A 21,207-nucleotide genomic window follows, 5' to 3' on the forward strand; every position below is an offset into this window, starting at 1 on the left:
GGATAGGAGGCAGGACCGACAGCCCGCACCTCGTCTCGATCACGAACCGGCAACCTTGCCACATGCGGCCCGTCACGCCGCGTTCACGAGTCATGAGGCCCTTGACCGGTTTAACCTCGGACCACAACTCGACAACGCGTACCGAGGAGCGCCGGCGTGCCCTTCGAAACACCCCAGTACCTGTTGAGCGAGCTGGTCGAAATGGTCGATGACGGCCGGATCCAGCTGCCCGACTTCCAGCGTCCCTGGAAATGGGACGACGAGCGGATCGTGTCGCTGCTGGCAACCGTCACCAGGCACTATCCGGTCGGGGTCATGATGGCGCTGGAGACCGGCGGGCCCGGCACGCGGTTCAAGCCGCGTCCGCTCTCCGGGGCACCCGTCGGGCGCGTCGAGCCGGCGCTCCTGCTCATGGACGGCCAGCAACGCCTGACGTCGCTCTACCAGGCCCTGCACTCGGACGCACCGGTCGAGACGATGGACGCGCGCAAGAAGAAGCTGAAGCGCTGGTACTACATCGACATCGCCAAGGCCATCGACGACGACTTCGACCGCGAAGAGGCCATCCTCTCCGTCCCCGAGGACCGCGTCCTGCGCGAAGACTTCGGCAGAGGGGTCACCTACGACCTCAGCACGGTGGAGAACGAGGCCGCAGCCGGCATCTTCCCATTCCAGGCCATGCTGGACACCCAGAAGGTCATGGAGTGGATGTTCGCCTTTACGGCCGGCGATCCGGCCCGGCAGCAGCTCTGGACGAAGTTCACTTCCAAAGTGCTGAACAACGTCAACCAGTATCAGATCCCCGTCATCAGGCTCACCAAGGACACCCCGAAGGAGGCCGTCTGCACGGTCTTCGAGAAGGTGAACACCGGCGGTGTGGCGCTGAGCGTCTTCGAGCTGGTGACCGCCACCTACGCCGCCGACCCGGCGTACTACGACAAGCACGGCAAGGACTTCCAGCTCCACGAGGACTGGGACCGGATCTGGCGCGACCTGGACACCAACACCATGCTGACGGCCCCGCGCGCCGGGCTCAGCAACACCGACTTCCTCCAGGCGGTCACCCTCGTCTCCACTTACTTCCGGCGGAGGGCTCGTCCGGCGTGCAAGCGCAAGGACATCCTCGAGCTTCCGTTGGACGACTACCTGGAGTGGTCGCCTCGAGTGGTCGACGCCTTCCACTGGACGGCGCAGTTCCTTCGCCGGCAGTGCGTCTTCAACGTCGGAGACATCCCGTACATGACCCAGCTCGTCGCGCTGGCTGCGATCCGGACCGTTCTGGGCGAGGAGACCGACTCCGACGAGGCGTACGCGAAGATCTCGCGCTGGTTCTGGTGCGGCGTGTTCGGCGAGCAGTACGGCGGATCCCCCGAGACGCGGCTTCCTCGCGACCTGGAACAGGTCGTCGCCTGGATCCGCGAAGGGCAGGAACCCGCCTCGGTCGGCGAAGCCATCTTCCGTGAAGCACGGCTGGACACGATGCGCAGCCGCAACAGCGCCGCGTACAAGGGCCTGTACGCGCTGGTCATGCGGCAGGGCGCCAAGGACTGGACGCACAACCGGACACCGATCGACGAGAAGATCTTCTACGACCATCAGGTCGGCCTGTATCTGATCTTCCCGAAGAGCTGGTGCGAGAAGAACAAGGTCCCCCGGGAGCAGTACGAGAGCATCGTCAACAAGACGCTGCTGGCACATCGCACCGGACAGCTCGTCGGGCAACGGGCCCCCAGGACGTACCTGCGGTCGCTGGAGACGGACACGGGCCTGCCCGCGAACTGGCTCGACGACATCATCGCCACGCACCTGATCGACCCGGCCGCCCTGCGGGAAGAGGACTTCAAGCGGTTCTACCAGGACCGCGCCCGGCAACTGCGCCTCCTCATCGAGAAGGCGATGGGCAAGGAGGCGATCCCGGCGGCCCAGGCACCCGAGTCCGCCGCCGACTACGAGTCCGACCCGGAGCTGGTGGCATGACGGTCCTCCCCCCGGAACTGGAGAACGCGGCCGCCGAACCGGTCGATCTGACCGTGGCGGAGCTCCTCGACCTGTTCGGTGAGCGCAACCGCGACCCGGAGATCGTCGGCCGGATCGAAAGCGTGCTGTCCGAGGCGGGGCTGAGTTGCGTGCCCAGCCTGATCCACGGCCACCTGGACTCGTCACTCACCGTCCAGGCGGCGGACGCCGCCGGAGGGACCCCGGACACCGGTGGCACGGAGGAGGCTCCCGCCCCCAAGGCACTGCGCATCGGCGACCTGCCGACCGCCCGATTGCCCGAAGGAGCACTCGTCTCCCTGCGCCCCGACGACGACCTGCCGCGCGCCCGGATGAAGATGCTGGAGAACCACTACTCCCAGCTGCCCGTCCTGACCGGGCCGTACGTGCTCAAGGGCGTGGTGAGCTGGCAGTCGATCGCGCTCGCCCACGCCAAGGGAAAATGCGAAACGCTGGCGGACGCGATGGACGAGGCCCGCATCGTCCGCGCCGACGCGGAGCTTCTCGTGACCATTCCCGAGATCAATGAGTACAACTGCGTCTTCGTCCGCGACGAGGACGAGAAGATCTCCGGAGTGGTGACGCCCGCGGACCTGAGCCTGGAGTTCGGCAGGCTGACCGGCCCGTTCCTGCGACTCGGCGAGATCGAGCGGCGGCTGCGCCACTGCGTCAACCGCATGTGCACCACCACGGCCGAGCTCCGCGAGGCGTCCGGGAACAACAAGGCGAAGATCGCCGACGACCTGACCGTCTGGCAGATCCAGCAGGTGTTCGCCAAACCCGACCGCTGGGCACGCCTGACATGGGAGCTCCACCAGGACGAATTCGTCGCCAAGCTCGACGAGGTGCGCAAGATCCGCAACGAGGTGGCCCATTTCCGGCCCAACCCGCTCACGGATGACCAGGTTCATAGGGTCGAAATCTTCGCAAGCCTGCTCAAGCACTTCATGCCGTGAGGAAGGTACCGGCCCAGGAGCTGCTGTGAGCCTGCGGGAGCCGGTATGGATGCGAAGGCTCGGCGGTGTGTCGCTCGCAGAGAAGCCCTCTTTTACGAGCATGAAGAATTGGCTTTTCGTCCAGTTCGGCCCCTATTGCAACGCCAGCGATCACGTGCACCCGTGAACTGCAGTGCGACCAGGCGAACACACGGCGTCAACGCCGACCACAGAGCAGGGTGAGCGCGGCTCTTTCACGGGGCGCAGGCGTGGGAGGATTCCTGGGTGGGTGGTCGGGCTGTGGGGCGGCGGGGGCTTGTCTGGGTTTGGCGGCGGTTGGGCGGGCGGGTGCAGTGGCGGCTCGCGCGGTTCAGGCATGACACGTTCCTCGTCTATGCGGCCGGCGTCGTCCGAGATGAGCAGGGGCGGGTTCTGCTGTTGCGGCATCGGCTGTGGCCCGAGTACCGCGCTTGGGGGTTGCCCGGCGGATACGTGAACGCGGGCGAGCGGCTGCAGGACGGCGTGGCCCGCGAGATACGGGAGGAGACCTCGCTGGAGGTGGAGGTCGACGGGACCCCGTTTCACGTCGCCAGCGGTTTCCGCCACCGGGTGGAAGCGTATTACGAGGCCCGGGTGACGGGTGGGCGGCTGTCGCTCGATCCGGCGGAGGTCCTCGAGGCGCGTTGGTGCGGGGCCGATGAGGTGCCGGACGAGATGTCCGTGCGGCTCCGGCCTCTTGTGGTCTCCCTGTTCCGCCCCTGAGCGTCCGGTCGGACGAGGGACGAACGGGACGGCGGTCGCGGGCGTCGTACCCGTTATGCGCGTCTTGCGGTGGGGTGTGCTCGGTGCGGTCCTGCTGGTCGTCGCCATGGCGTGGCCCGCGCACGCGGCGACGGAGCACATTCGGGATTACCGGGTCGGTCTCACCGTCCGTGCCGACGGGCTCGTGCACGTCCATGAGGTGATCGCCTACGACTTCGGCGACGCCCGGGGCAGGCACGGAATCGAGCGCGTGATCCCCTACCGCGACGGCAGGCGCCTGTACGACATCAAGCGCGTGCGGGTGACGGCGGACGGGAAGCGCGCCACGACGGAAACCGACTATGGAACGGACACGCTGAAGATTCGGATCGGCGACAAGGACACCACGGTCAAAGGCGTGTGGACCTACGCCATCGACTTCGACGTGGCGCGCGCGCTGACTCCGTACAAGGGGCATGACGAGTTGTACTGGGACGCGATCGGTACCGGCTGGAGCGTGCCGATGGATACGGCGACCGTCCGGGTAGATGCTCCCGCAGCGCCGACATACGCGGATTGTTTCGCCGGTCACGAGGGCTCCCCTAGCGCGTGCGGCGGCCGGACCGTCGCCGGGAACAGCGCGTCATTCACGCAGAGACTCGGCGCGCATCAGGGCATCACAGTCAGGGTCGGCCTGCCTAAGGGAGCTGTGCATGTGCCACCGCCGCACTATGCACGCCCCCGGTACGCGGTGACGTGGGTGGGCCATGCTGCGGTCGGCCTGGTGTGCGCGCTCCTCCTGGCTACACGGGCATGGGTCCGTTGGCGCCAGCGTCCGCGTCCCGTGCCGGACCTGCTCGCGCTGGTGGGCCCGGCGGAAGCCCGATACCTCCTCGCCCGTTTCGGCCGTGCCCGGGATGCCAGCTACCACGAGGCCGTCCTGATCGATCTCGCGATCCGCGGCCATCTCCGCATCGACGATGACGGCGAGAAGGTGACGCTGACCCGGCAGGCAAACGAGAACCCACTACGGCCATACGAACAGACGCTCCTGGAGAAGGTGTTCGGGTCAAGGAAGAAGGTCCGGGTCAGCAAGGCGCGGCGGACGGAGGTCCGGTCGTTGCGGATGACCGGCGTCCTTTATGACGCCCTGCGCACGCGCAAGCTGATCCGGAGATTCGACTCGTACGACTACGAGTTGGTGCTGCGCACGCTCGGAATCATCGGCCTCGTGACGGGGGCCGTCTTGGTCATCGTGGACTTGTGGGGGCATTTCGACATCCGGGTCGTCTCCGTCGGCGACCTGACCGCGGTGGGCGTCGCCTTCCTCATCGCGGGCGCGGCCGCGCTGCTCGTTCAGGAGCGGGTCGACAGCCTCACCTTCGCCGGCACGCGAACCAAGGCACTGCTGGAGGGGTACGCCCCGTCCCGGCAACTCGAACTGCCCGATGCCGACCGGCACCTGCCCTACGCCGTCGCCTACCAAAACTGGCCGGCCGTGGAGCGGTTCGGCGCAGACAACGCCGCCCGGCTCGACTGGTACAGCTATACCGGGGACGAGGCGCAGGCGAGCGAGCGCTTCACCGCACTCGGCTGGCTCTTCACCGAACCCGGCGATGCCCCGGCCCGCTCGTCCGACGGCCGGTGGTCCTATCCGTCCCGAGGCACATCCACAGGCAGCAGCGGCGGATATTCGAGTTCGACGACCTACTCCCCTCCCTCGTACGGCGGCGGAGGAGGCGGTCATGTGGGCGGTGGCGGAGGAGGCGGCGGAGGCGGAAGCTGGTGACCAGCCGATCCGCTTCAGCGCAGACCACATCACCACGCCATCCCAAAAACGAAGCGCAACGTCAGGCGGCCAGGCGGCATCCAGGCCGTTCCAGTCGCCGACTTCATTGGCGACTGCAACGATTGGCACCCCGACCGGCTACTGAGGCCCCAGGCAATGAAGCGATTGAGGAGCAAGCACCAGGTGCAGAAGTCCTATCGGTCCGTGCTTGTCTCATTCTGGGCCGCCGGAGCGGTCCTGGCCGCTGCCATGGCGCTGGCGGCCGGTGTCGCAGTCGGTGCAGCCAACCTCGTCTTCTTGGTCGTCGCCCTTCCATTCGCGGTGAACGCGTGGCGGTTCCAGCGCGAGTCGGTCGAGTGCGAGCGTGACGGCGTGGTTATTCGACGTATGAGAACCCGGCGGATCCCCTGGTCGCAGGTGTCAGAGGTCAGGGCCGAGAAGACGCTCATCGGGAGACGTCTGTTCCTGATGCTCAACGACGGCGGGCCGTTGCCCTTCCTGTTCCTTGCGATCTCGGCCCCGTGAAGGAGCGGGACTTCGACGAGATAGCGGACGCTCTGCGCACGTGGCGGAGCAAGAGTCCAACGCGCATCTAGCGGATGCGGAACTCAGGTCGTCGCGGCGGTCAGGTGGAGGCGGAGCGGGGTGGCGAAGGGTTCGCCGCCCGGGGGCTGGTCGGACGAGTGCCGGTCGCCCGAGCTCGGAGCCGAGGGCTCCTCGGTGGGCGGTGGCCCACTGGGTTCGGGTGGCGACGGCTCCTTGGTGGTGGGTGGGGGCGGCTTGGTGGACGTAGACGGTTCCTCGGTAGGAGGCGAGGGCTGCTCGGTAGGAGGCGAAGGCGACTCGGTGGGAGGCGAGGGCTGTTCGGTCGGCGACGACGGGGGCGAGGTGTCGGCTTCGCCGGGTTCGCAGTCGATGCCGTCGTGGTCGCGGTCGATGTACCAGTAGTACTCCGGGTCGACGCCCCTGACGTAGTCGTAGTAGCCGTGCGCGTTGGCCTCTTTGCAGGTGCGGAAGCGCGGGTCGAGGCCCGGGCTGCTCGGGGCCGGGCTGCTGGGGGCCGGGCTGCTCGGGGCGGGGCTGCCGGCGGCCGAGTGATGAGGGGCGGGGACGGTCGTGGTCACCGGTGGCGGCGTGCTCTCAGGAGGGGACTTCGTCACCGTCCGGGTGGGCTCCTGCTGCGTCTGATGCTGGCTCTGCTCTCCGCAGGCGCCGAGGAGCGCGGCCGCGGACAGCCAGGCGAAGGCCGCGGCCAGCCGCCGTGGGCGGAAACCCGGCCGCGGTGGAGTCCGAGAAGGCGCCATGGACTTGACCATTCCACCCCAAAGACCCCTTTAAGGGCATGAAAGACCAAGGTTCCGCCAAAGTCCGTCCAGCCTCAGAGGACGTCCACGAGACAACGAACGACCTCAGCAAGCGCGCGGCAGCCGGGCGAGCGCGTCGCTGACGGAGTGGCGGATCCGGCGCGGGTGGCCGGATCCGCCGTCCTTCGCCACGAGGAGCGGTGTCAGGCCGTCCGCTCGGCGAATGCAGCGCCGCGCTCCACGTCCTCCTCGTAAACCGGAACCCGGTCGATGTGCAACGCCTCAATGAGCGCAGCGGTCGGCACCTTGTAGCGGTGCCCCAGTCGCATCACCGGGCACGGGAAAGCGTTGGCATGGACGAGCTTGTAGGCCGTTCCGATGGAAATGCCCACAGCCCGGCCTGCCGTGCGGAGGTCGACGACCACGGGGAGGTCGAACAATTCGGGGAACGTCACAGGAACCACTTGCCTGAAGCACGGCCCGGCCCTATCGCCTTTTCGGTCTCCGGTGCGGGTCGGGATCACGCCGCGTCCCCCTCTGGACGGAGCTGCACCGGGACCTCCCCTGGTGGAGAGGGCGCCCTCTTGTCGCCTCCGACGAGGAGGTATCCGGCAAGCCGTCCCTCCGCGCGGGCACGACGCTGGTGGCACGCGTGATAACGAAGCCCCATTCTCTCTGCCACCGCGCCGAGACGCTCCCCTTCAAGGCGCGTCTCGTTGATCAGCCTGGCGTCCGAAACGGAAATGACACCTTCGTGAACGGCCTCGGCGAGCGCGCCCGGTTCGTGGTCCCGGCGTTCGCGCTCAGCGGCGACCAGAGCGATTTCCTCGCTCGGGATCTCGCGGGCCCTCCTCAAGCGGACTTCCGCCGCCCGACGCCGCGCCGCCCACCACAGCGAGGCACCGATCCTCGGCCGACGGGCGTCGATCCTGTGCAGCTCTTCGAGGAACCCGGCCACCGCCTCGGACTCGACCTCCCCGTAGTCCGTTTCCCGCCCTCCACCGCAGCGACCGACGATCTTGCGAAGGCCCGGGAGCATCATCCAGATCGCGGCGAGTTGCCACCGCTCCTCGCCTTTCCGCGCGAGCGTCACGAGTTCCCGCCAGACGGCGTCCTGGGCCTCCGGCGCGATGCCGCGGTCGAGTATCAGTTCGCGGATTCGCTCCAGGGAGATCCGATGGCCGTCCTCTCTCGGTTCGTCGAGCGTCAGGGTCGCCATTCGAGACTCGCGGAAACGCATCTCGATCGCGTCGAGAAGGCCCTTTGATCGCGAATTGGACATATACACCTCTGCCTCTCGTCCCGAAGCCCGCGGCGGAAGTCCCGCCACGAGTTCACTGAGCCGTCGCCAGAGATAAACCGTCAATCGGAGTCAGAATTCAACATCCGGGCGAGAAATTTTACGCAGACGCGGTTCCCGCGCATGCAACACGGCCGCGAATACCGGTATTTTTCCGTAACGACACGGCGCCGTCTCCTCGGTGCGGCGCCGTGCGAACGAACGGCTGGTTCGCGCGACTCGCTGCCGGGCCGGGCGACGCGTGGCACGATTCCGCGTTGAACCACCCAGGTCTGATGTCGGTGGAGCGGAGCGCCCTGTCGGCACGCGTCTTCACCGGCCGCGCCAAGGCCAATCAGACATGAGACAAGCTCCTAGCCCTTGCTCGCCGCTACGCGGGTGGTGAAGGAGCCGTGGAAGCCCATCGGAATGTGGTGGCGCAGGTGGGCGACGGCGAGCGGCTCGGCCTCGACGTCGCGGGCGTCCAGGACGAGCAGCCGCGATCGGTGCTCGTCCGGGTCGTAGGCGAGGATCAGCAGCCAGCCGTCGCCTTCGTCCGCATCGGGCGCTCGGGGCACGAACACGGGCTCGCCGAAACCATGCCCCGGCGGCAGTTCGTGAGCCGTGCGGCGGCCGGTCACGTGGTCGTACGCATGAATACCCGTACTGGTCGGCGTCCGGCCGGCGAAATAGGTGTAGCGATGTGGGCGTCCCGCCTGACGGACGTCGGCGTGCGGCAGCTCCATGGGCCCGCTGCACACCTCCTGTTCCTCGATCCTTTCGGACGAGGAGACGCGATACCGCATCAGCGCGTCCCCCCAGGGAAAATCGCTGGTGCGGAAATCGCGGAAACGGGTGGCCACCTGGCCCCAGTCGGCGAAGCGCACGAACTCCACGACCACGTCGTCGCCGTCCTCGAACGCGTTGACGAAATGGAACCCGAGCAGCGCCTTGTGCTCGATGATCCGCGCCTTGCCGCCGTCCCGAGGGACGATCGCGAAACACGTCGGGCGATGCGGCTCGTAGGTCAGGGCATCCGCTATGGACCCGGTTCCCAGCAGAATCGGCGCCGCCTTCGGAATGACGGGGTTGATGACGAACACCAGATACCGGCGAGTGAGCGCGAAGTCATGATTCCACGGACTGTAGGGCAGCGATATCCGCGGCATGTGCCGCAATTTCCCGCGCGGATCGACCCGGTAGCATCGCAGGCTCCGCAGCCGCGTGAAGTCCATTCCGAAGTTGAACAGCTCGCCGGTCTCCGGGCAGCGCGACGGATGCGCTGAGAAGGCCGACATCAGCTTCAGCCGCCCGTCGAACGAGTGCTCGCCGATCGTCTCCAGGCTGTCCGGGTCGAGCCGGTAAGGCCGTCCGCCCTCCCATAGCGCCAGCAGTTGCCCGCCGTGCAGCACCACTCCGGTGTTGGCGACGTTCGCCGGCGGCCGGAGCATGTTGCCCAGTACGCCACCAGGCCGCTGAGTGCCCAGCCCTCGCAGCCCGACCCGCCCTTTCCGCTGCCCGTAACGGTAATGCCTCGTCCTCACATACCGATTCCGGTAATGGATTCTGCCGTCACCCGGAAACGAGAAGAGCGACACCATTCCGTCGCCGTCGAAAATGTGGTCGAGCAGCGTCTCACCGACCTGCCAGCGTCCGGGACCATTCCGGTAGAGCGTCCCGACCAGACCGTCTGGAAGCCGCCCGTCGATCTCGCCGATCTCGTAGTCGTGCTCCTCGGCGAGCGCATCGTAAAGCCCGTGCCACGCCTCGACACCCTCGGCTGCTGCGGTCACGCGCGACTCCTCACCCGAAGAGGTCCCAGTCAGGAGAGCGTGCCACAAGGTCTATGCGTAGTTCAACAGCTAACGACTACCATCCAACTTCCCCGAATGTAGCGTCCGCCCGCGAGGCTGCGCACCTCAGGCGCCATAAACGCTCGGAGTGTCCGTATCTTCTGCACGCGCCTTGCCTGCGACGTTTCCCCCCGGAAAGATCGCTCTCCAAGTCTCCGCGCCCCCTGGCTTGTCACCGCACTGCGGGCTCGTACCGCAACCCTCAGCATTCCCGCCGGACGCGCCACGCTGGCCTGGAGGGCCTCTCAAGCGGAGCGGAGGACGGCCTCGACGGCTGCGGGGGTGATGGGGTCGGGTATGCGCCAGTGGACGCGGGCCGCGTTGATCTTGGCGGTCAGGGAGGCGATGAGCCGATCCGGCGGATACGGGTAGGGGCCGCCGCGCGCGAAGAGCTGGGAGTAGCGGACGGAGTCGACGATCGCCGACTTGATCCGCTCATGGGCCAGGTAGGCGTCCAGGTCGCTCTTCCAGCCCGCGGTCCGCTCGGCGGGCATCGCGGCGCGCCAGCGTTCGACGAGGGCCTCCTGCTCGGCCGGCAGGTACCCCATCTTGTGGATGTGGACGGCCAGGTCGTAGACCGGGTCGCCCCAGAGCGCGAGTTCCCAGTCGAGGAATGTGGTCGAGCCGCCGCCGACGATCATGTTGCGCCGGTGGACGTCGGCGTGCACGCAGGCGAACGGGCGGGCCGTGAGGCGGCGCCACAGGGCGCCTACCGGTGCGAGGGGCTCCGCGGGGATCGCCAACGCTCGGAAAAGCTCGCCGTACCCGGTGCTGTAAGTGTCGTGCACATGCTGGGTGAGGTCCGACAGGAGCCGCGCGAAAGCGGCCGTGTCCTTGTCGGCCGGCCAGGACGCGGGGACGTCGGGGAGCCGGGGTACGCGGACGAGCTGGGTGAAGAGCCGGACGGTGTCGTCCAGCACATGGGAGGGAACGGGGACGCCGCGGGGGGCCACATCGTTGAGGACGTCGCCCGCGATGAACTCGTGGACCTGGAACGGCGGGTCGGCGGAGACGTGCAGGAGCCGCGGAGCGTCACGGACGTGCGGGGCGATAGCGGCGAGCACGCGGTCCTCGCGCCAGGGGCGCAGGTCCATCATGTCCGCACCGTGGATCGGGATACGGACGATGACCGGCCCGTCGGGGGTGTCGATGCGTATGTTGTCGTTGTAGTAGCCCGCCGCCGCGTCGCCCTTCTCGCGCGCGCGTTCGTACAGGTCCTGCCAGTTCATGCGTCCTCCAGCATGGCCGTCACGAGCGCGCGTGCGCGGTCGTCCAGGGATGGCAGCAGATGGGCCGGGCTGATCTGTGCGCGGGCTCGTGCGGTCACGGCGGCCAGGTACTCGCCGCCCGCGCCGAGCTCGTCCAGCAGATGACCCGCCACCATGATCAGCGTCGGGTAGACCTCGGCGGCGACGAGTTCGGCGACGGCCCAGCGGGCCGACGAGGACGCCGCGCCGGGGTCGCCGAGCCGAGCGTGCAGAAAGGCCCGGAACAGTTCCGCGCGGGCACGGCCCGACCGGTAGCGGGCCCGTTCCAGTGCCTCGGCCGCCGCCTGGAAGGACATCCCCGCCGGGGCATGCTGCCCTAGGCGGAGCTGGGCGATGGCGAGCGCGGTGTACGCCTTGCCGATCTCGTGGTGCGCCCCCAGCTCGGTCTGGACCTCGATCGCCTCGGCGGCCGCGTGGAGCGCGCGCGAGGGATCGGTCCAGGCGAGCAGCTCCGCGCGGTTGGTCTTGATGTCGGCCTGCCCGATCGCCGTGCCCGCCCGCGCGTAGAGCGCGGCCGCGGCGTCCAGGGACCGGCCCGAGGCCTCGAGGTCGAAGGAGAACCGGTGCCCGAGGTGCAGAAGCCGGACGACGTCCCCGCGCAGCACGAGGTCGTCGCCCGGGGCGTCGGCGAGGATCTGCTCCGCCGTGGCCGACGCGTCCCCGAAACGCCCCTGGCACATGTCCAGGTCGGCCATGCAGAACCCGGCCCGCAGCCGTGCCGGGCCGGTGTGCTCCGTCCATACCCGCGTGAAGATCCGCTGGGCTTCGCCGGTCGCTCCGGCGATGCGGCGGCCGTGCGCACCCGCCAGTGCCAGGCGTGCGCCCGGGGTGCCGCGCAGCGACCAGTCGATGGACGGGGTGAGCCGCGTGGCGGCCGCCGCGTCCCCGAGCAGGACGGCCGCCTCGGCTTCGAGGCACCGGGCCGTCTGGCCGAGGTTCGCGTCGCCGCGGCCCATGTCCAGGTAGTCGCGCAGATCCTGGGCGACACCGTCCATGCCCTGCTTGCCGCCGTGCACCATCGCGCGGTCCGCGTACAGCAGGACGTCCTCGCCCTGCAGGGTCCCGGCGTGCAGGCCGCAGAACGCCGCCTCGCGTACGGCGCGGGCCCGGGTGGCGACGCCGTCCTCCGCCGCGTGGTCCCGTGCGGCCCGCGCGTCCCACACCTTCTGGAGAAGCATCTGGACGTCCCGGACGGTCTCCTGAGACAGCCGCTGGTGCAGGGCCGCCCGCATGAGCTGGTGGAGACGCCTGCCGTACGCGCCCGCCGGATAGACGAACGAGTAGGCGGTCAGCGACTCCCACGCCATCCGGTGCCGGGGCAGGTCGAACGCGTCCGCCATCGCCTGGAAGATCTCGAAGTCGAAGACCCGGGCGACGCTGAGCAGCTCGAGGGTGCGGATCTCGTCAGAGGGGACATGCGTGAGAAACCGCTGCAGGATCTCCTCGGACGAGACCGTCGCCGCCGCCTGCCGAGCCGTCGTGCGGGTGTCGACGGCCAGGTGCAGGTAGAACGGAAGGCCCTGGCTGGCGGTGGCGATCGCCTGGCGCGCGGCGCGGTCGGTGATGCCGCCGTCGGCGAGGAGCTCCAGCCGGGCGGCCATGGGCAGGCCGTCCACCCGCTGGTGGCGGATGACCTCGGTCCAGGCCGGGTCGTGCGACTCCCAGGAGAGGGGTTCGGGGCTGGCCACGACGACCACGCCCCGGTCGAGCTGGGCGATCAGGTCGCGGAGCCAGACGTCCTGGGTCAGCGGCCGGCCCGACCGCTCCGCGGCCGGCACCAGCGCCTCGTAGGCGTCCACGAGGATGACGTAGGGGCGGTCGGAGCCGTCGCGCAGGTCCTCGGCGAACAGGTAGGTGACCGCGTCGGCGAGCTCGGCGTTGGTGAGGTCGTCGAGATGGCTGAGCGTGTCGTCGGCCTTGATCCGGTGGCGTTGCCGCATCCCGGTCGTGGCCTTGCTCAGCAGGCGCAGCAACCCCACGCCGGTGCCGAAGACCGGGACGCCGGACGCGCCGTCGAGGATCTGCGTCAGGGCTTCGCTCTCGTCCACGAAGGGCAGTTCCTTGCGCGAGAGCCGCAGGTGCGGGTGGAGCCGCTGCCAGAGCACGGCGTAGGCGATGTCGAAGCGATCGAAGCGGACGCCCTGCCGGCCGAGTTCGACGCGCAGGACGGCGAGGGCGTCCTCCTGCTGCCGCATCGCGGGCACCTGAAGGTCGATCGTCGCCCCGCGATGCGTCGCGGTGGTCCGTTGCGCGAGCTCCCTGAGCAGGCGCGACTTGCCGATTCCTCCCACGCCGACCACGTTGAACACACGCGGAGAGTCCTGCGGAGCGGATAACGCCTCGGCGAAGGCGGCCATCACCTGTTCCCTGTCCACGAATGGACGGTGGAAAGCGGCCACCCGCCGGAAACGGGGTTCGAGGGGCATCGCGTCTCCCGGGCGACGGAGGTTCTTTCCGTCCGACGCAGTGCGGACGGCGACACGTTCCACGCCGACGATAGCGGGCCCGCTCGGCGCCGCAGGAGCCGCTGAACGCGGCCCGCGGCGAGGGTCGCCCTTGCGACCGAGCGCGCGTAGGGGCGGGGGTTAAGTGGTGCGGGTTCGGGGGCGGGGGGATAGGGCGGCTCGGAGGACACCTCCGAGGCCCTTGGCGGAGGCGGCGAGGAAGGTCGTCCAGTCGAAGTAGTCGCGCCACAGGGTGATGAGGCCGTCGTGGACCTCGAAGGTGCCGCAGACCCAGAACTCGGCGCGCCACGAGCCGGCCTCGAGGACGTCGGTGCGTTCGGTGAGGACGACGGGGCCGTTCGCGGCGATGTTGTGGACGCGGGCCTCGAAGCCCGTGCCGTAGCGGGTCATCGCGCGGAGGGTCTTCTCGACGGCGGGGAGGCCGCGGGCGGGAGGAAGCGGGACGTTCTGGTAGACCATGCCCGGGGCGGCGAGGGCGAGGGCCCGGTCGACGTCGAGGGCCTCGAGGGCGGAGAGGAACTCGCGGACGATCTGGATCTCGGTCATGGACGACCACGGTACTTGAGGGGATACGCCACAATCAGGGCCATGCTGTTCGGGGTTCTGGGGCCCGTCGAGGCCCATGGCGAGGCGGGGTCCGTCGCGGTGGGGGGTCCGCGGGTGCGGGCGCTGCTGGCGATGCTCGCCCTGGACGCGGGCCGCGTCGTGACGAGCGAGCGGCTGATCGACGGCCTGTACGGGGAGGAGCCGCCGGCCGGGGCGGCGAACGCGCTGCAGTCGCAGGTGTCGCGGCTGCGGCGGGGGCTGGGCGACGCGGCGCTGGTCGAGGGGCATCCCGCCGGGTACCGGTTGCTCGCCGAGCGGGACGCGGTCGACGTGCACCGGTTCGAGGGGCTGGCCCGGGACGGACGGCGGGCCCTGGGCGCGGGCGATCACGTGCGGGCGGCCGCGCTGCTGCGGGAGGCGCTGGAGCTGTGGCGGGGCCCGGCCTTGGCGGACGTGCGGTCGGCGCAGTTCGCGGACGCGCAGGCGGCGCGGCTGGAGGAGGCGCGGGCGGCGGTCGCCGAGGACCACGCGGAGGCGCGGCTCGCGCTCGGCGAGTTCGACGCGGTGATCCCGGATCTGCGCGACCTGCTGGACGCGCGGCCGCTGCGGGAGCGCGCGCGGGCGCTGCTGATGCGGGCGCTGTACGGGGCGGGGCGGCAGGCGGAGGCGCTGGAGGCGTTCGAGGACGGCCGGCGCGTCCTCGCCGACGAGCTCGGCGCGGACCCGTCACCCGAGCTGGCGGACGTGCACATGGCGATCCTCCGCGGCGACGTGGAGGGGCCGAAGGCGGCGGAGGCGGCGGAGAGCGTCCGGCTGAACCTGCCGGCGCAGTTCACCAGCTTCGTCGGCCGCGAGGAGGAGGTCCGGCGGGTCGGCGCGATGCTGGCCGGCGGCCGGCTCGTGACGCTGCTCGGCCCGGGCGGCGCGGGCAAGACGCGGCTGGCGGTCGAGGCGGCGGAACGCGAGGACGGCGAGGTCTGCTTCGTCGACCTCGCCCCGGTCGACCGGGCCGAGGTGACCAAGGCGGTGCTCGGGGCGCTCGGGCTCCGCGAGAGCGGGATGATGGCGGGCCCCGGCGAGCCGCCGGCGGACGCGGCGGAGCGGCTGGTCACGGCGTTGAGCGGGCGGCGGATGCTGCTCGTCCTGGACAACTGCGAGCACGTCGTCGCGACCGTCGCGCCGCTGGCGCACCGGCTGCTGAGCGCCTGCCCGCTGCTGCGGGTGCTGGCGACCAGCCGGGAGGCCCTCGCGATCACCGGGGAGGCGCTGTGGCCGCTGCCGCCGCTGGCGCTGCCGCCCGAGGGCACGCCCGCCGCGGAGGTCACCGCGTATCCGGCGGTGCGGCTGTTCGCCGACCGGGCCGCGGCGGTGCGGCCGGGCTTCGCGGTCGACGAGGGCAACGTGGACGCGGTGCTGCGGATCTGCGGGGCGCTCGACGGGCTGCCGCTGGCGATCGAGCTGGCGGCGGCGCGGCTGCGGTCGCTGCCGGTGGAGCAGGTCGCGACCCGGCTGGACGACCGGTTCCGGCTGCTGTCGCGCGGCAACCGGACGGCGGCGCCCCGGCACCAGACCCTGCGCGCCGTCGTCGAGTGGAGCTGGGAGCTGCTGGACGACGCGGAGCAGACGCTCGCGCGGCGGCTGACGGTGTTCTCCGGCGGGCTGACGCTGGAGGCGGCCGCGCGGGTCTGCGACCTCGACGACGCCGACGAGCTGCTCGTCGAGCTGGCCGACAAGTCGCTGCTGCAGAGCGACGGGACCCGGTACCGGATGCTCGACACCGTCCGGGCGTTCTGCGCCGAGCGGCTCGAGGAGGCCGGCGAGGACGAGCGGTTCCAGCGGGCGCACGCCGAGTACTTCCTCGACCTCGCGCGGCGGGCGGAACCGCACCTGCGGGGCGCCGAGCAGCTGGAATGGCTCGGGCTGCTGGCCGCCGACCACGGCAACCTGCACGCGGCGCTGCGCCGCGGCGTCCGCCTCGACACCGTGCTCGCGCTGCGGATGGTCGCGGCGCTGTCGTGGTACTGGTGGCTGCGCGGCCGGATCGAGGGCGCGTCGATCTCGGCCGAGCTGCTGGACGTCGTCGGCCTCGACCCGCCGGAGGGGTGCGAGGAGGAGTACGTCCTGTGCGTCATGAACGCGGTGTCGGCGGGCGTGACGGGCGACCGCGCGCAGATCTGGCTGGACCGCGCGGAGACGCTGCTGCACGGCATCCGCCGGGTGCTGACGTACCCGTCCACGATCGTGCAGTACGCGCTGACGGCGGGGCCGAGCCGGACGCAGTTCGCGGTGTTCGCGATGCACGTCGGCCAGGACCCGTGGGCGCAGGCGCTGATCCACATGAGCGACGGGTTCCTGCGCCAGTTCAGCGGGGAGATCGACCGCGCCGAGGAGTCGTGCACGGCGGCGGTGAACGGGTTCCGGGAGTGCGGCGACCGGTGGGGCACTGCGAACTCCCTCGACCCGCTCGCGCAGATCGCGGACTGGCGCGGCGACCGTGAGCGGGCGCTGGAGCTGCTGGACGAGGCGCTCGAACTCACGGGGCAGCTCGGCGCGCTGGAGGACACCGCCGACCTGCTGTACCGGCGGGCGGAGGTCCTCGTCCACGCCGGCGACCCGGACCGGGCGGCCGCCGAGCTGGAGCGGGGCATCGAGCTGGCGCGCCGGGCGGGCGCCCCCGACAAGGTCGCGGGCGGCCACACCGGGCTCGCGGGGATCGCGCGGCTGCGCGGCGACCTCGCCGAGGCGCGGCGGCTGTACGAGGCGGCGCTGACCCAGTTCGCGTCGGAGCGGTTCATCGCGCGGGCGGTGCGCGGGACCGCGCTGGTCGGGCTCGGCTGGATCGCGGCGGCCGAGGGCGACGCGGCGCGCGCGCGGGAGCTGTTCCTGGAGGCGCTGAGCATCTCGTCCGACCATCCGATCTTCACCTACCAGGCCGGGGCGGCGGTGGGGCTCGGCGGTGCCGCGCTCGCCGAGGGCGACGCCGAGCGCGCCGCGCGGCTGGTGGGCGTCGCGGCGCTGCTGCGCGGCCCGCAGGTCCCCGGGGACGCCGACGCCGAGCGGGTCGAGGCGGACGCCCGCGCCGCGCTCGGCGACGCGCGCTACGAGGCCGCCTTCGCCGAGGGCGCCGCCCTCGGCCGCGACGAGGCCCTCGCGATGCTCGACGTGGGCGCCGGCCTGCCCCCGTCCGACTCCTGGCGCGAGCTGACCGGAGACTGACCCGGCACCCGCCGCCGGCCCCGCGCCCCGCCGCGCTCACGCCCCCGCCCGATCCAGACCCGCGCCCCGCCCGATCCAGACCCGCGCCAGGCCCGCGCCAGGCCCGCGCCCGGCCCGCGCACCGCTTGCGCACGGCCGGGCCCGGGACGGTCAGCGGACGGTGCGCGCCCCGTCAGCGCGCCCCGCGAACCTTGCGGACATGTACTCCTCAGCCCGCAAATGGGGCACGTTCGCGATCTGCTGCCTCCTCGCCATCGTGCCGAACATCGACCTGACCGCGCTCAACCAGGCCATCCCCCACCTGAGCGCCGACCTGCACCCGTCCGCCACGCAGATCCTGTGGATCGCCGACGCCTACGGGTTCGCGCTGGCCGGCCTGCTGATCACCATGGGCGGGATCGGCGACCGGATCGGGCACAAGAAGCTGCTGCTGACGGGCACCGCGCTGTTCGCCGTCGCGTCCACCGTCACCGCGTACGCGCCGAGCGCCGAGCTGCTGATCGCGGCGCGGGCGCTGCTCGGCGTCGCCGGCGCGACCCTGATGCCGTCCGGGCTGTCGCTGATCCGCCGGGTCTTCAGCGACCCGAAGGAGCGGACGATGGCGATCGGCATCTTCAGCGGCGTCGGCGGCCTCGCGGTCGGCCTCGGGCCGGTCATCGGCGGCGCGCTGCTGGACCACTTCTGGTGGGGCTCGGTCTTCCTGATCAACGTGCCGATCATGGTCGTGGCGTTCGCCGCCGGGGCGTTCGTGCTGCCCGAGACGCGCACCGCGGTGACCGGACGGCTGGACCTGGTGAGCGTGCCGCTGTCGATCGCCGGCGTCCTCGGCCTGGTGTACGCGGTCAAGGAGGCGGCGGCGCACGGCGTGGACGAGCCCCGGGTGGCCGTCGCCGCGGTGATCGGCGCCGCGGCGCTCGCCGCGTTCTGGATCCGGCAGACGCGGATCGCCGAGCCGCTGATCGACGTCCGGCTGTTCCGCCGCGCCGCGTTCTCCGGCTCCGTCGGCACCAACATGTTCGCGATGTTCGCCCTGGTCGCCCAGTCGCTGATCTTCTCGCTGTTCTTCCAGCTGGCGCTCGGCTGGTCGCCGCTGAAGGCGGGCCTCGCCGGGCTGCCCGGCGCCGCCGGCGCCATGGTCGGCGGCGCCGCCCTCGCCCCGCCGCTGATCAACGCCCTCGGCCGCGCCCGGGTCGTCGCGATCGGCATGCTGGTCTCCGCCGGCGGGTTCTCCCTCTTCGTCACCGTCGGCCTGGACACCTCCTACTGGGTGATGCTGGCGGGGATGCTGTGCTCCGGCATCGGGATGGGGATGGCCCTGACCACCACCGCCGACACCGTCCTCGCGTCCGTCCCGAAGGACCGCTCCGGCGCCGCGTCCGCGATCTCCGAGACGGCGACCGAGCTGGGCGGCGCGCTCGGCATGGCGATCCTCGGCAGCGTCCTGAACGCCGTCTACCGCGACGCCCTGCACGTGCCGGCGAACGTCCCCGCCCCGGCCGCGTCCGCGGCCCGCGACTCCCTCGCCGGCGCCTTCGAGGCCGCCTCCTCCCTGCCCGCCAAGGTCGCCGGCCCGTTCCTCGGCGCCGCCCGCGAAGCCTTCGTGGACGGCATGCACGGCGCCCTGCTCTGCAGCGCGGGCCTCGCCGCCTTGGTCGCCGTCTTCGCCCTGGTCACCCTCCGCTCCGTCCCCAAGGTCATCCCCGACACCACCGACGAAACCCCCGACGAGACCCCCGTCCCCACCCCCCGATGACCCCGCCCGCCCCATGCCCGGTCCCGTACCAGGGGCCGGGCATCGGCATTTGGAAAAAGTGATATCACTTTGCTATGTTGGTGATAACCGAGGAAGAGGTGGGCAGGGATGGTGGACGGGACGGCGCAGGTGGAGATGCCGCGGCCGCGGGTCGAGGAGCGGGCGGCGCGGGACCGGGGCGGGTGGCCGATGTTCGGGCTGGCCGTGGTGGTGGTGCTCGTGGGGATCGGCGCGCTCGTGGCCGGGCTCGCGGGTGACGGCGCGGCGTCGGCCGCCGGGGTGACGGCCGGGATCGTGCTGATCATCGCCGGGCTGGTGATCGCGCTGGGGCTGACGCCGGTCGCGCCGGGCGAGGCGCGGGTGCTGCAGCTGCTCGGACGGTACAAGGGGACGGTCCGCGAGGACGGGCTGCGGTGGGTGAACCCGCTGACGGACCGGCGGAAGGTGTCGACGCGGATCCGCAACCACGAGACCGGGCTGGCGAAGGTCAACGACCTGGACGGCAACCCGATCGAGATCTCGGCGGTGGTCGTCTGGCAGGTGCGCGACACGGCGCGGGCGGTGTTCGAGGTGGACGACTTCGTCGAGTTCGTGGCGTTCCAGACCGAGGCGGCCGTCCGGCACATCGCGGGCAGCTTCCCCTACGACGCGGCCGAGCGGACCTCGCTGCGCGACAACGCGGACGAGATCACCGGGCAACTGTCGGACGAGCTGCGGCAGCGGGTCGCCTCGGCGGGCGTGGACATCGTGGAGTCGCGGATCACGCGGCTGGCGTACGCGCCGGAGATCGCGCAGGCGATGCTGCGCCGGCAGCAGGCGGGCGCGGTCGTCGCGGCGCGGGAGCGGATCGTCGACGGGGCGGTCGGCATGGTGCAGCGGGCGCTGGACCGGCTGGACGAGGAGGACGTCGTGGACCTGGACGAGGAGCGCAAGGCGGCGATGGTCAGCAACCTGCTGGTCGTGCTGTGCGCCGACCGGGACGCGCAGCCGGTGGTGAACACCGGCACGCTCTACCAGTGACCGCGAGCAGTGGCCACGGAGCGCAAGAAGATCCTGCTGCGGCTCGACCCGGCCGTGCACGACGCGCTGGCGCGCTGGGCCGGGGACGAGCTGCGCAGCACCAACGCCCAGATCGAGTTCCTGCTGCGGCAGGCGCTGGCCGACGCCGGGCGGATGCCCGGGTCGGCGGGGCGGATGCGGCGGCCGGGCCGGCCGCGCAAGGCGCCCGACGGGCGGCCGGCCCCGGACGACGGGGTTTCCGACGGGCAGGGGGCACCGGGCGAGCGCGGCTCGCGGCCGGGGGCGAACGAGGAGTAGCGATGGTCGAGGTTCCGGAGACGCTGCCGGCGAGGATGTACCTGCTGGCCTACGACCTGCGGAAGCAGCGGATGACGGCGCGGGGCGCGCGGCTCGGGTACGTGCTGCGGGGGGCCGCGCTGACCGAGCTGTTCCTGGACGGGCGGCTGGAGGAGCGGCGGGGCCGGCCGGTGCCGGGCACGCCCGGCGAGGACCCGTACGGGCTGCTGGCGCAGATCGCGGCGTCGCGGCCGCGGCCCTGGCACCACTGGGTGCGCCGGGAGGCCCGGTCCACGGTGCGGGCGGTGCGCGGCGAGCTGGAGCGGGGCGGCTGGATCCGGGTGCGGGGGCGCCGGGTGCTGGGCCTGTTCCCGGCCGAGGAGATCACCGTGCGGGACCCGCGGGTGGTGAAGGAGCTGTGGGGCGGGGCGTCGTCGGCGCTGCGGGGCCGTCCGGTGGCGCACGTGAACAGCTACGACGCGGCGGCGGTGGCGCTGGCGGCGGCGGGCGAGCTGGCGTCGGTGCTGCCGGGGTCCGAGCGGCGGCGGCACAAGCGGCGGATCGCGGAGCTGACGGCGCGGTCGGGTCCGGCGGCGCCGGCGGTGCGCAAGGTCATCCGCGCGCAGCGGGCCGCGATGGCGTCGAGCTGACCGGCGCCGGCCTGTGGCGCGCCTGCTGTCCAGCGAGGAGCCGGTCGTCCGGCAGTTCCTCAACGCCAGCAAGATCGGCCCGATCGGCATGTCGGAGGAGAAGGACGCCTCCGAGCT

General features: G+C 71.1%; 17 protein-coding genes and 1 pseudogene. 11 read left to right on the plus strand and 7 right to left on the minus strand.

Features of this window, described 5'->3' with window-relative positions:
* The first annotated feature begins 156 nt into the window (after nt 1–156).
* From AB0C78_RS37470 to AB0C78_RS37490, 5 genes are all read left to right on the plus strand, one after another.
* On the plus strand, nt 157–1,977 hold the full coding sequence (locus AB0C78_RS37470) for a DUF262 domain-containing protein (RefSeq protein WP_360757618.1): 1,821 nt from the start codon (nt 157–159) through the stop codon (nt 1,975–1,977).
* Nucleotides 1,974–2,951: a CBS domain-containing protein gene (locus AB0C78_RS37475; protein WP_360757620.1), complete on the plus strand. Its 978-nt coding sequence runs from the start codon at nt 1,974–1,976 to the stop codon at nt 2,949–2,951. Before AB0C78_RS37470 ends, AB0C78_RS37475 begins: the two co-directional genes overlap by 4 nt.
* A 327-nt stretch (nt 2,952–3,278) precedes the next feature.
* Nucleotides 3,279–3,692 carry an NUDIX domain-containing protein gene (locus AB0C78_RS37480; RefSeq protein ID WP_360757623.1) on the plus strand — a complete coding sequence of 138 codons (414 nt, stop codon included), beginning with the start codon at nt 3,279–3,281 and terminating at the stop codon, nt 3,690–3,692.
* Between the two features lie 76 nt (nt 3,693–3,768).
* Nucleotides 3,769–5,460: a DUF2207 domain-containing protein gene (locus AB0C78_RS37485; RefSeq protein WP_360757626.1), complete on the plus strand. Its 1,692-nt coding sequence runs from the start codon at nt 3,769–3,771 to the stop codon at nt 5,458–5,460.
* Between the two features lie 183 nt (nt 5,461–5,643).
* Nucleotides 5,644–5,985, plus strand: coding sequence for a PH domain-containing protein (locus AB0C78_RS37490; protein ID WP_360757629.1), 342 nt, complete (start codon nt 5,644–5,646; stop codon nt 5,983–5,985).
* 83 nt (nt 5,986–6,068) lie between these two features.
* On the opposite strand, the gene AB0C78_RS37495 is transcribed toward AB0C78_RS37490, so the two are convergent.
* From AB0C78_RS37495 to AB0C78_RS37525, 7 genes are all read right to left on the minus strand, one after another.
* A complete protein-coding gene (locus AB0C78_RS37495) occupies nt 6,069–6,764 on the minus strand; it encodes an excalibur calcium-binding domain-containing protein (protein ID WP_360757631.1) in 696 nt (231 codons plus the stop codon).
* Between the two features lie 203 nt (nt 6,765–6,967).
* Nucleotides 6,968–7,219, minus strand: coding sequence for a DNA-binding protein (locus AB0C78_RS37500; RefSeq protein WP_360757633.1), 252 nt, complete (start codon nt 7,217–7,219; stop codon nt 6,968–6,970).
* Between the two features lie 65 nt (nt 7,220–7,284).
* Nucleotides 7,285–8,046, minus strand: coding sequence for a hypothetical protein (locus AB0C78_RS37505; protein WP_360757635.1), 762 nt, complete (start codon nt 8,044–8,046; stop codon nt 7,285–7,287).
* 371 nt (nt 8,047–8,417) lie between these two features.
* Nucleotides 8,418–9,836: a carotenoid oxygenase family protein gene (locus AB0C78_RS37510; protein WP_360757638.1), complete on the minus strand. Its 1,419-nt coding sequence runs from the start codon at nt 9,834–9,836 to the stop codon at nt 8,418–8,420.
* A gap of 305 nt (nt 9,837–10,141) precedes the next feature.
* Complete coding sequence (locus AB0C78_RS37515) at nt 10,142–11,125, minus strand: aminoglycoside phosphotransferase family protein (RefSeq protein ID WP_360757641.1); 984 nt, start codon at nt 11,123–11,125, stop codon at nt 10,142–10,144.
* Nucleotides 11,122–13,473 (minus strand): hypothetical protein, encoded by a 2,352-nt coding sequence (locus tag AB0C78_RS37520; protein WP_360757643.1) that lies wholly within the window; start codon nt 13,471–13,473, stop codon nt 11,122–11,124. The genes AB0C78_RS37515 and AB0C78_RS37520 overlap by 4 nt, the downstream gene beginning before the upstream one ends.
* Before the next feature lie 276 nt (nt 13,474–13,749).
* A complete protein-coding gene (locus tag AB0C78_RS37525) occupies nt 13,750–14,175 on the minus strand; it encodes a limonene-1,2-epoxide hydrolase family protein (protein WP_360757646.1) in 426 nt (141 codons plus the stop codon).
* A gap of 42 nt (nt 14,176–14,217) precedes the next feature.
* On the opposite strand from AB0C78_RS37525, the gene AB0C78_RS37530 reads away from it, so the two are divergent.
* The 6 genes and pseudogenes from AB0C78_RS37530 to AB0C78_RS37555 form a co-directional block, all read left to right on the plus strand.
* Nucleotides 14,218–17,391, plus strand: coding sequence for a BTAD domain-containing putative transcriptional regulator (locus AB0C78_RS37530; protein ID WP_360757649.1), 3,174 nt, complete (start codon nt 14,218–14,220; stop codon nt 17,389–17,391).
* 199 nt (nt 17,392–17,590) lie between these two features.
* Complete coding sequence (locus tag AB0C78_RS37535; RefSeq protein WP_360757652.1) at nt 17,591–19,144, plus strand: MFS transporter; 1,554 nt, start codon at nt 17,591–17,593, stop codon at nt 19,142–19,144.
* Nucleotides 19,145–19,252: 108 nt separating this feature from the next.
* Nucleotides 19,253–20,164 (plus strand): SPFH domain-containing protein, encoded by a 912-nt coding sequence (locus AB0C78_RS37540; RefSeq protein ID WP_360757655.1) that lies wholly within the window; start codon nt 19,253–19,255, stop codon nt 20,162–20,164.
* A 9-nt stretch (nt 20,165–20,173) separates the two neighbouring features.
* Nucleotides 20,174–20,461 (plus strand): hypothetical protein, encoded by a 288-nt coding sequence (locus AB0C78_RS37545; protein WP_360757658.1) that lies wholly within the window; start codon nt 20,174–20,176, stop codon nt 20,459–20,461.
* Between the two features lie 2 nt (nt 20,462–20,463).
* Complete coding sequence (locus AB0C78_RS37550; RefSeq protein ID WP_360757661.1) at nt 20,464–21,090, plus strand: GPP34 family phosphoprotein; 627 nt, start codon at nt 20,464–20,466, stop codon at nt 21,088–21,090.
* A gap of 22 nt (nt 21,091–21,112) precedes the next feature.
* A pseudogene (locus AB0C78_RS37555) lies at nt 21,113–21,207 on the plus strand (ABC-transporter ATP-binding protein); the annotation flags it as partial.

Source organism: Actinomadura sp. NPDC048394, from assembly GCF_040651755.1.
Lineage (GTDB): Bacteria > Actinomycetota > Actinomycetes > Streptosporangiales > Streptosporangiaceae > Spirillospora > Spirillospora montaniterrae.

Bases quoted from the DNA above. Each gene is read 5' to 3' on its own strand.
- AB0C78_RS37475 (WP_360757620.1), top strand. From the start codon at position 1,974: ATGACGGTCCTCCCCCCGGAACTGGAGAACGCGGCCGCCGAACCGGTC.
- AB0C78_RS37495 (WP_360757631.1), bottom strand. From the start codon at position 6,764: ATGGCGCCTTCTCGGACTCCACCGCGGCCGGGTTTCCGCCCACGGCGG.
- AB0C78_RS37505 (WP_360757635.1), bottom strand. From the start codon at position 8,046: ATGTCCAATTCGCGATCAAAGGGCCTTCTCGACGCGATCGAGATGCGT.
- AB0C78_RS37515 (WP_360757641.1), bottom strand. From the start codon at position 11,125: ATGAACTGGCAGGACCTGTACGAACGCGCGCGCGAGAAGGGCGACGCG.
- AB0C78_RS37525 (WP_360757646.1), bottom strand. From the start codon at position 14,175: ATGACCGAGATCCAGATCGTCCGCGAGTTCCTCTCCGCCCTCGAGGCC.
- AB0C78_RS37530 (WP_360757649.1), top strand. From the start codon at position 14,218: ATGCTGTTCGGGGTTCTGGGGCCCGTCGAGGCCCATGGCGAGGCGGGG.
- AB0C78_RS37535 (WP_360757652.1), top strand. From the start codon at position 17,591: ATGTACTCCTCAGCCCGCAAATGGGGCACGTTCGCGATCTGCTGCCTC.
- AB0C78_RS37540 (WP_360757655.1), top strand. From the start codon at position 19,253: ATGGTGGACGGGACGGCGCAGGTGGAGATGCCGCGGCCGCGGGTCGAG.
- AB0C78_RS37550 (WP_360757661.1), top strand. From the start codon at position 20,464: ATGGTCGAGGTTCCGGAGACGCTGCCGGCGAGGATGTACCTGCTGGCC.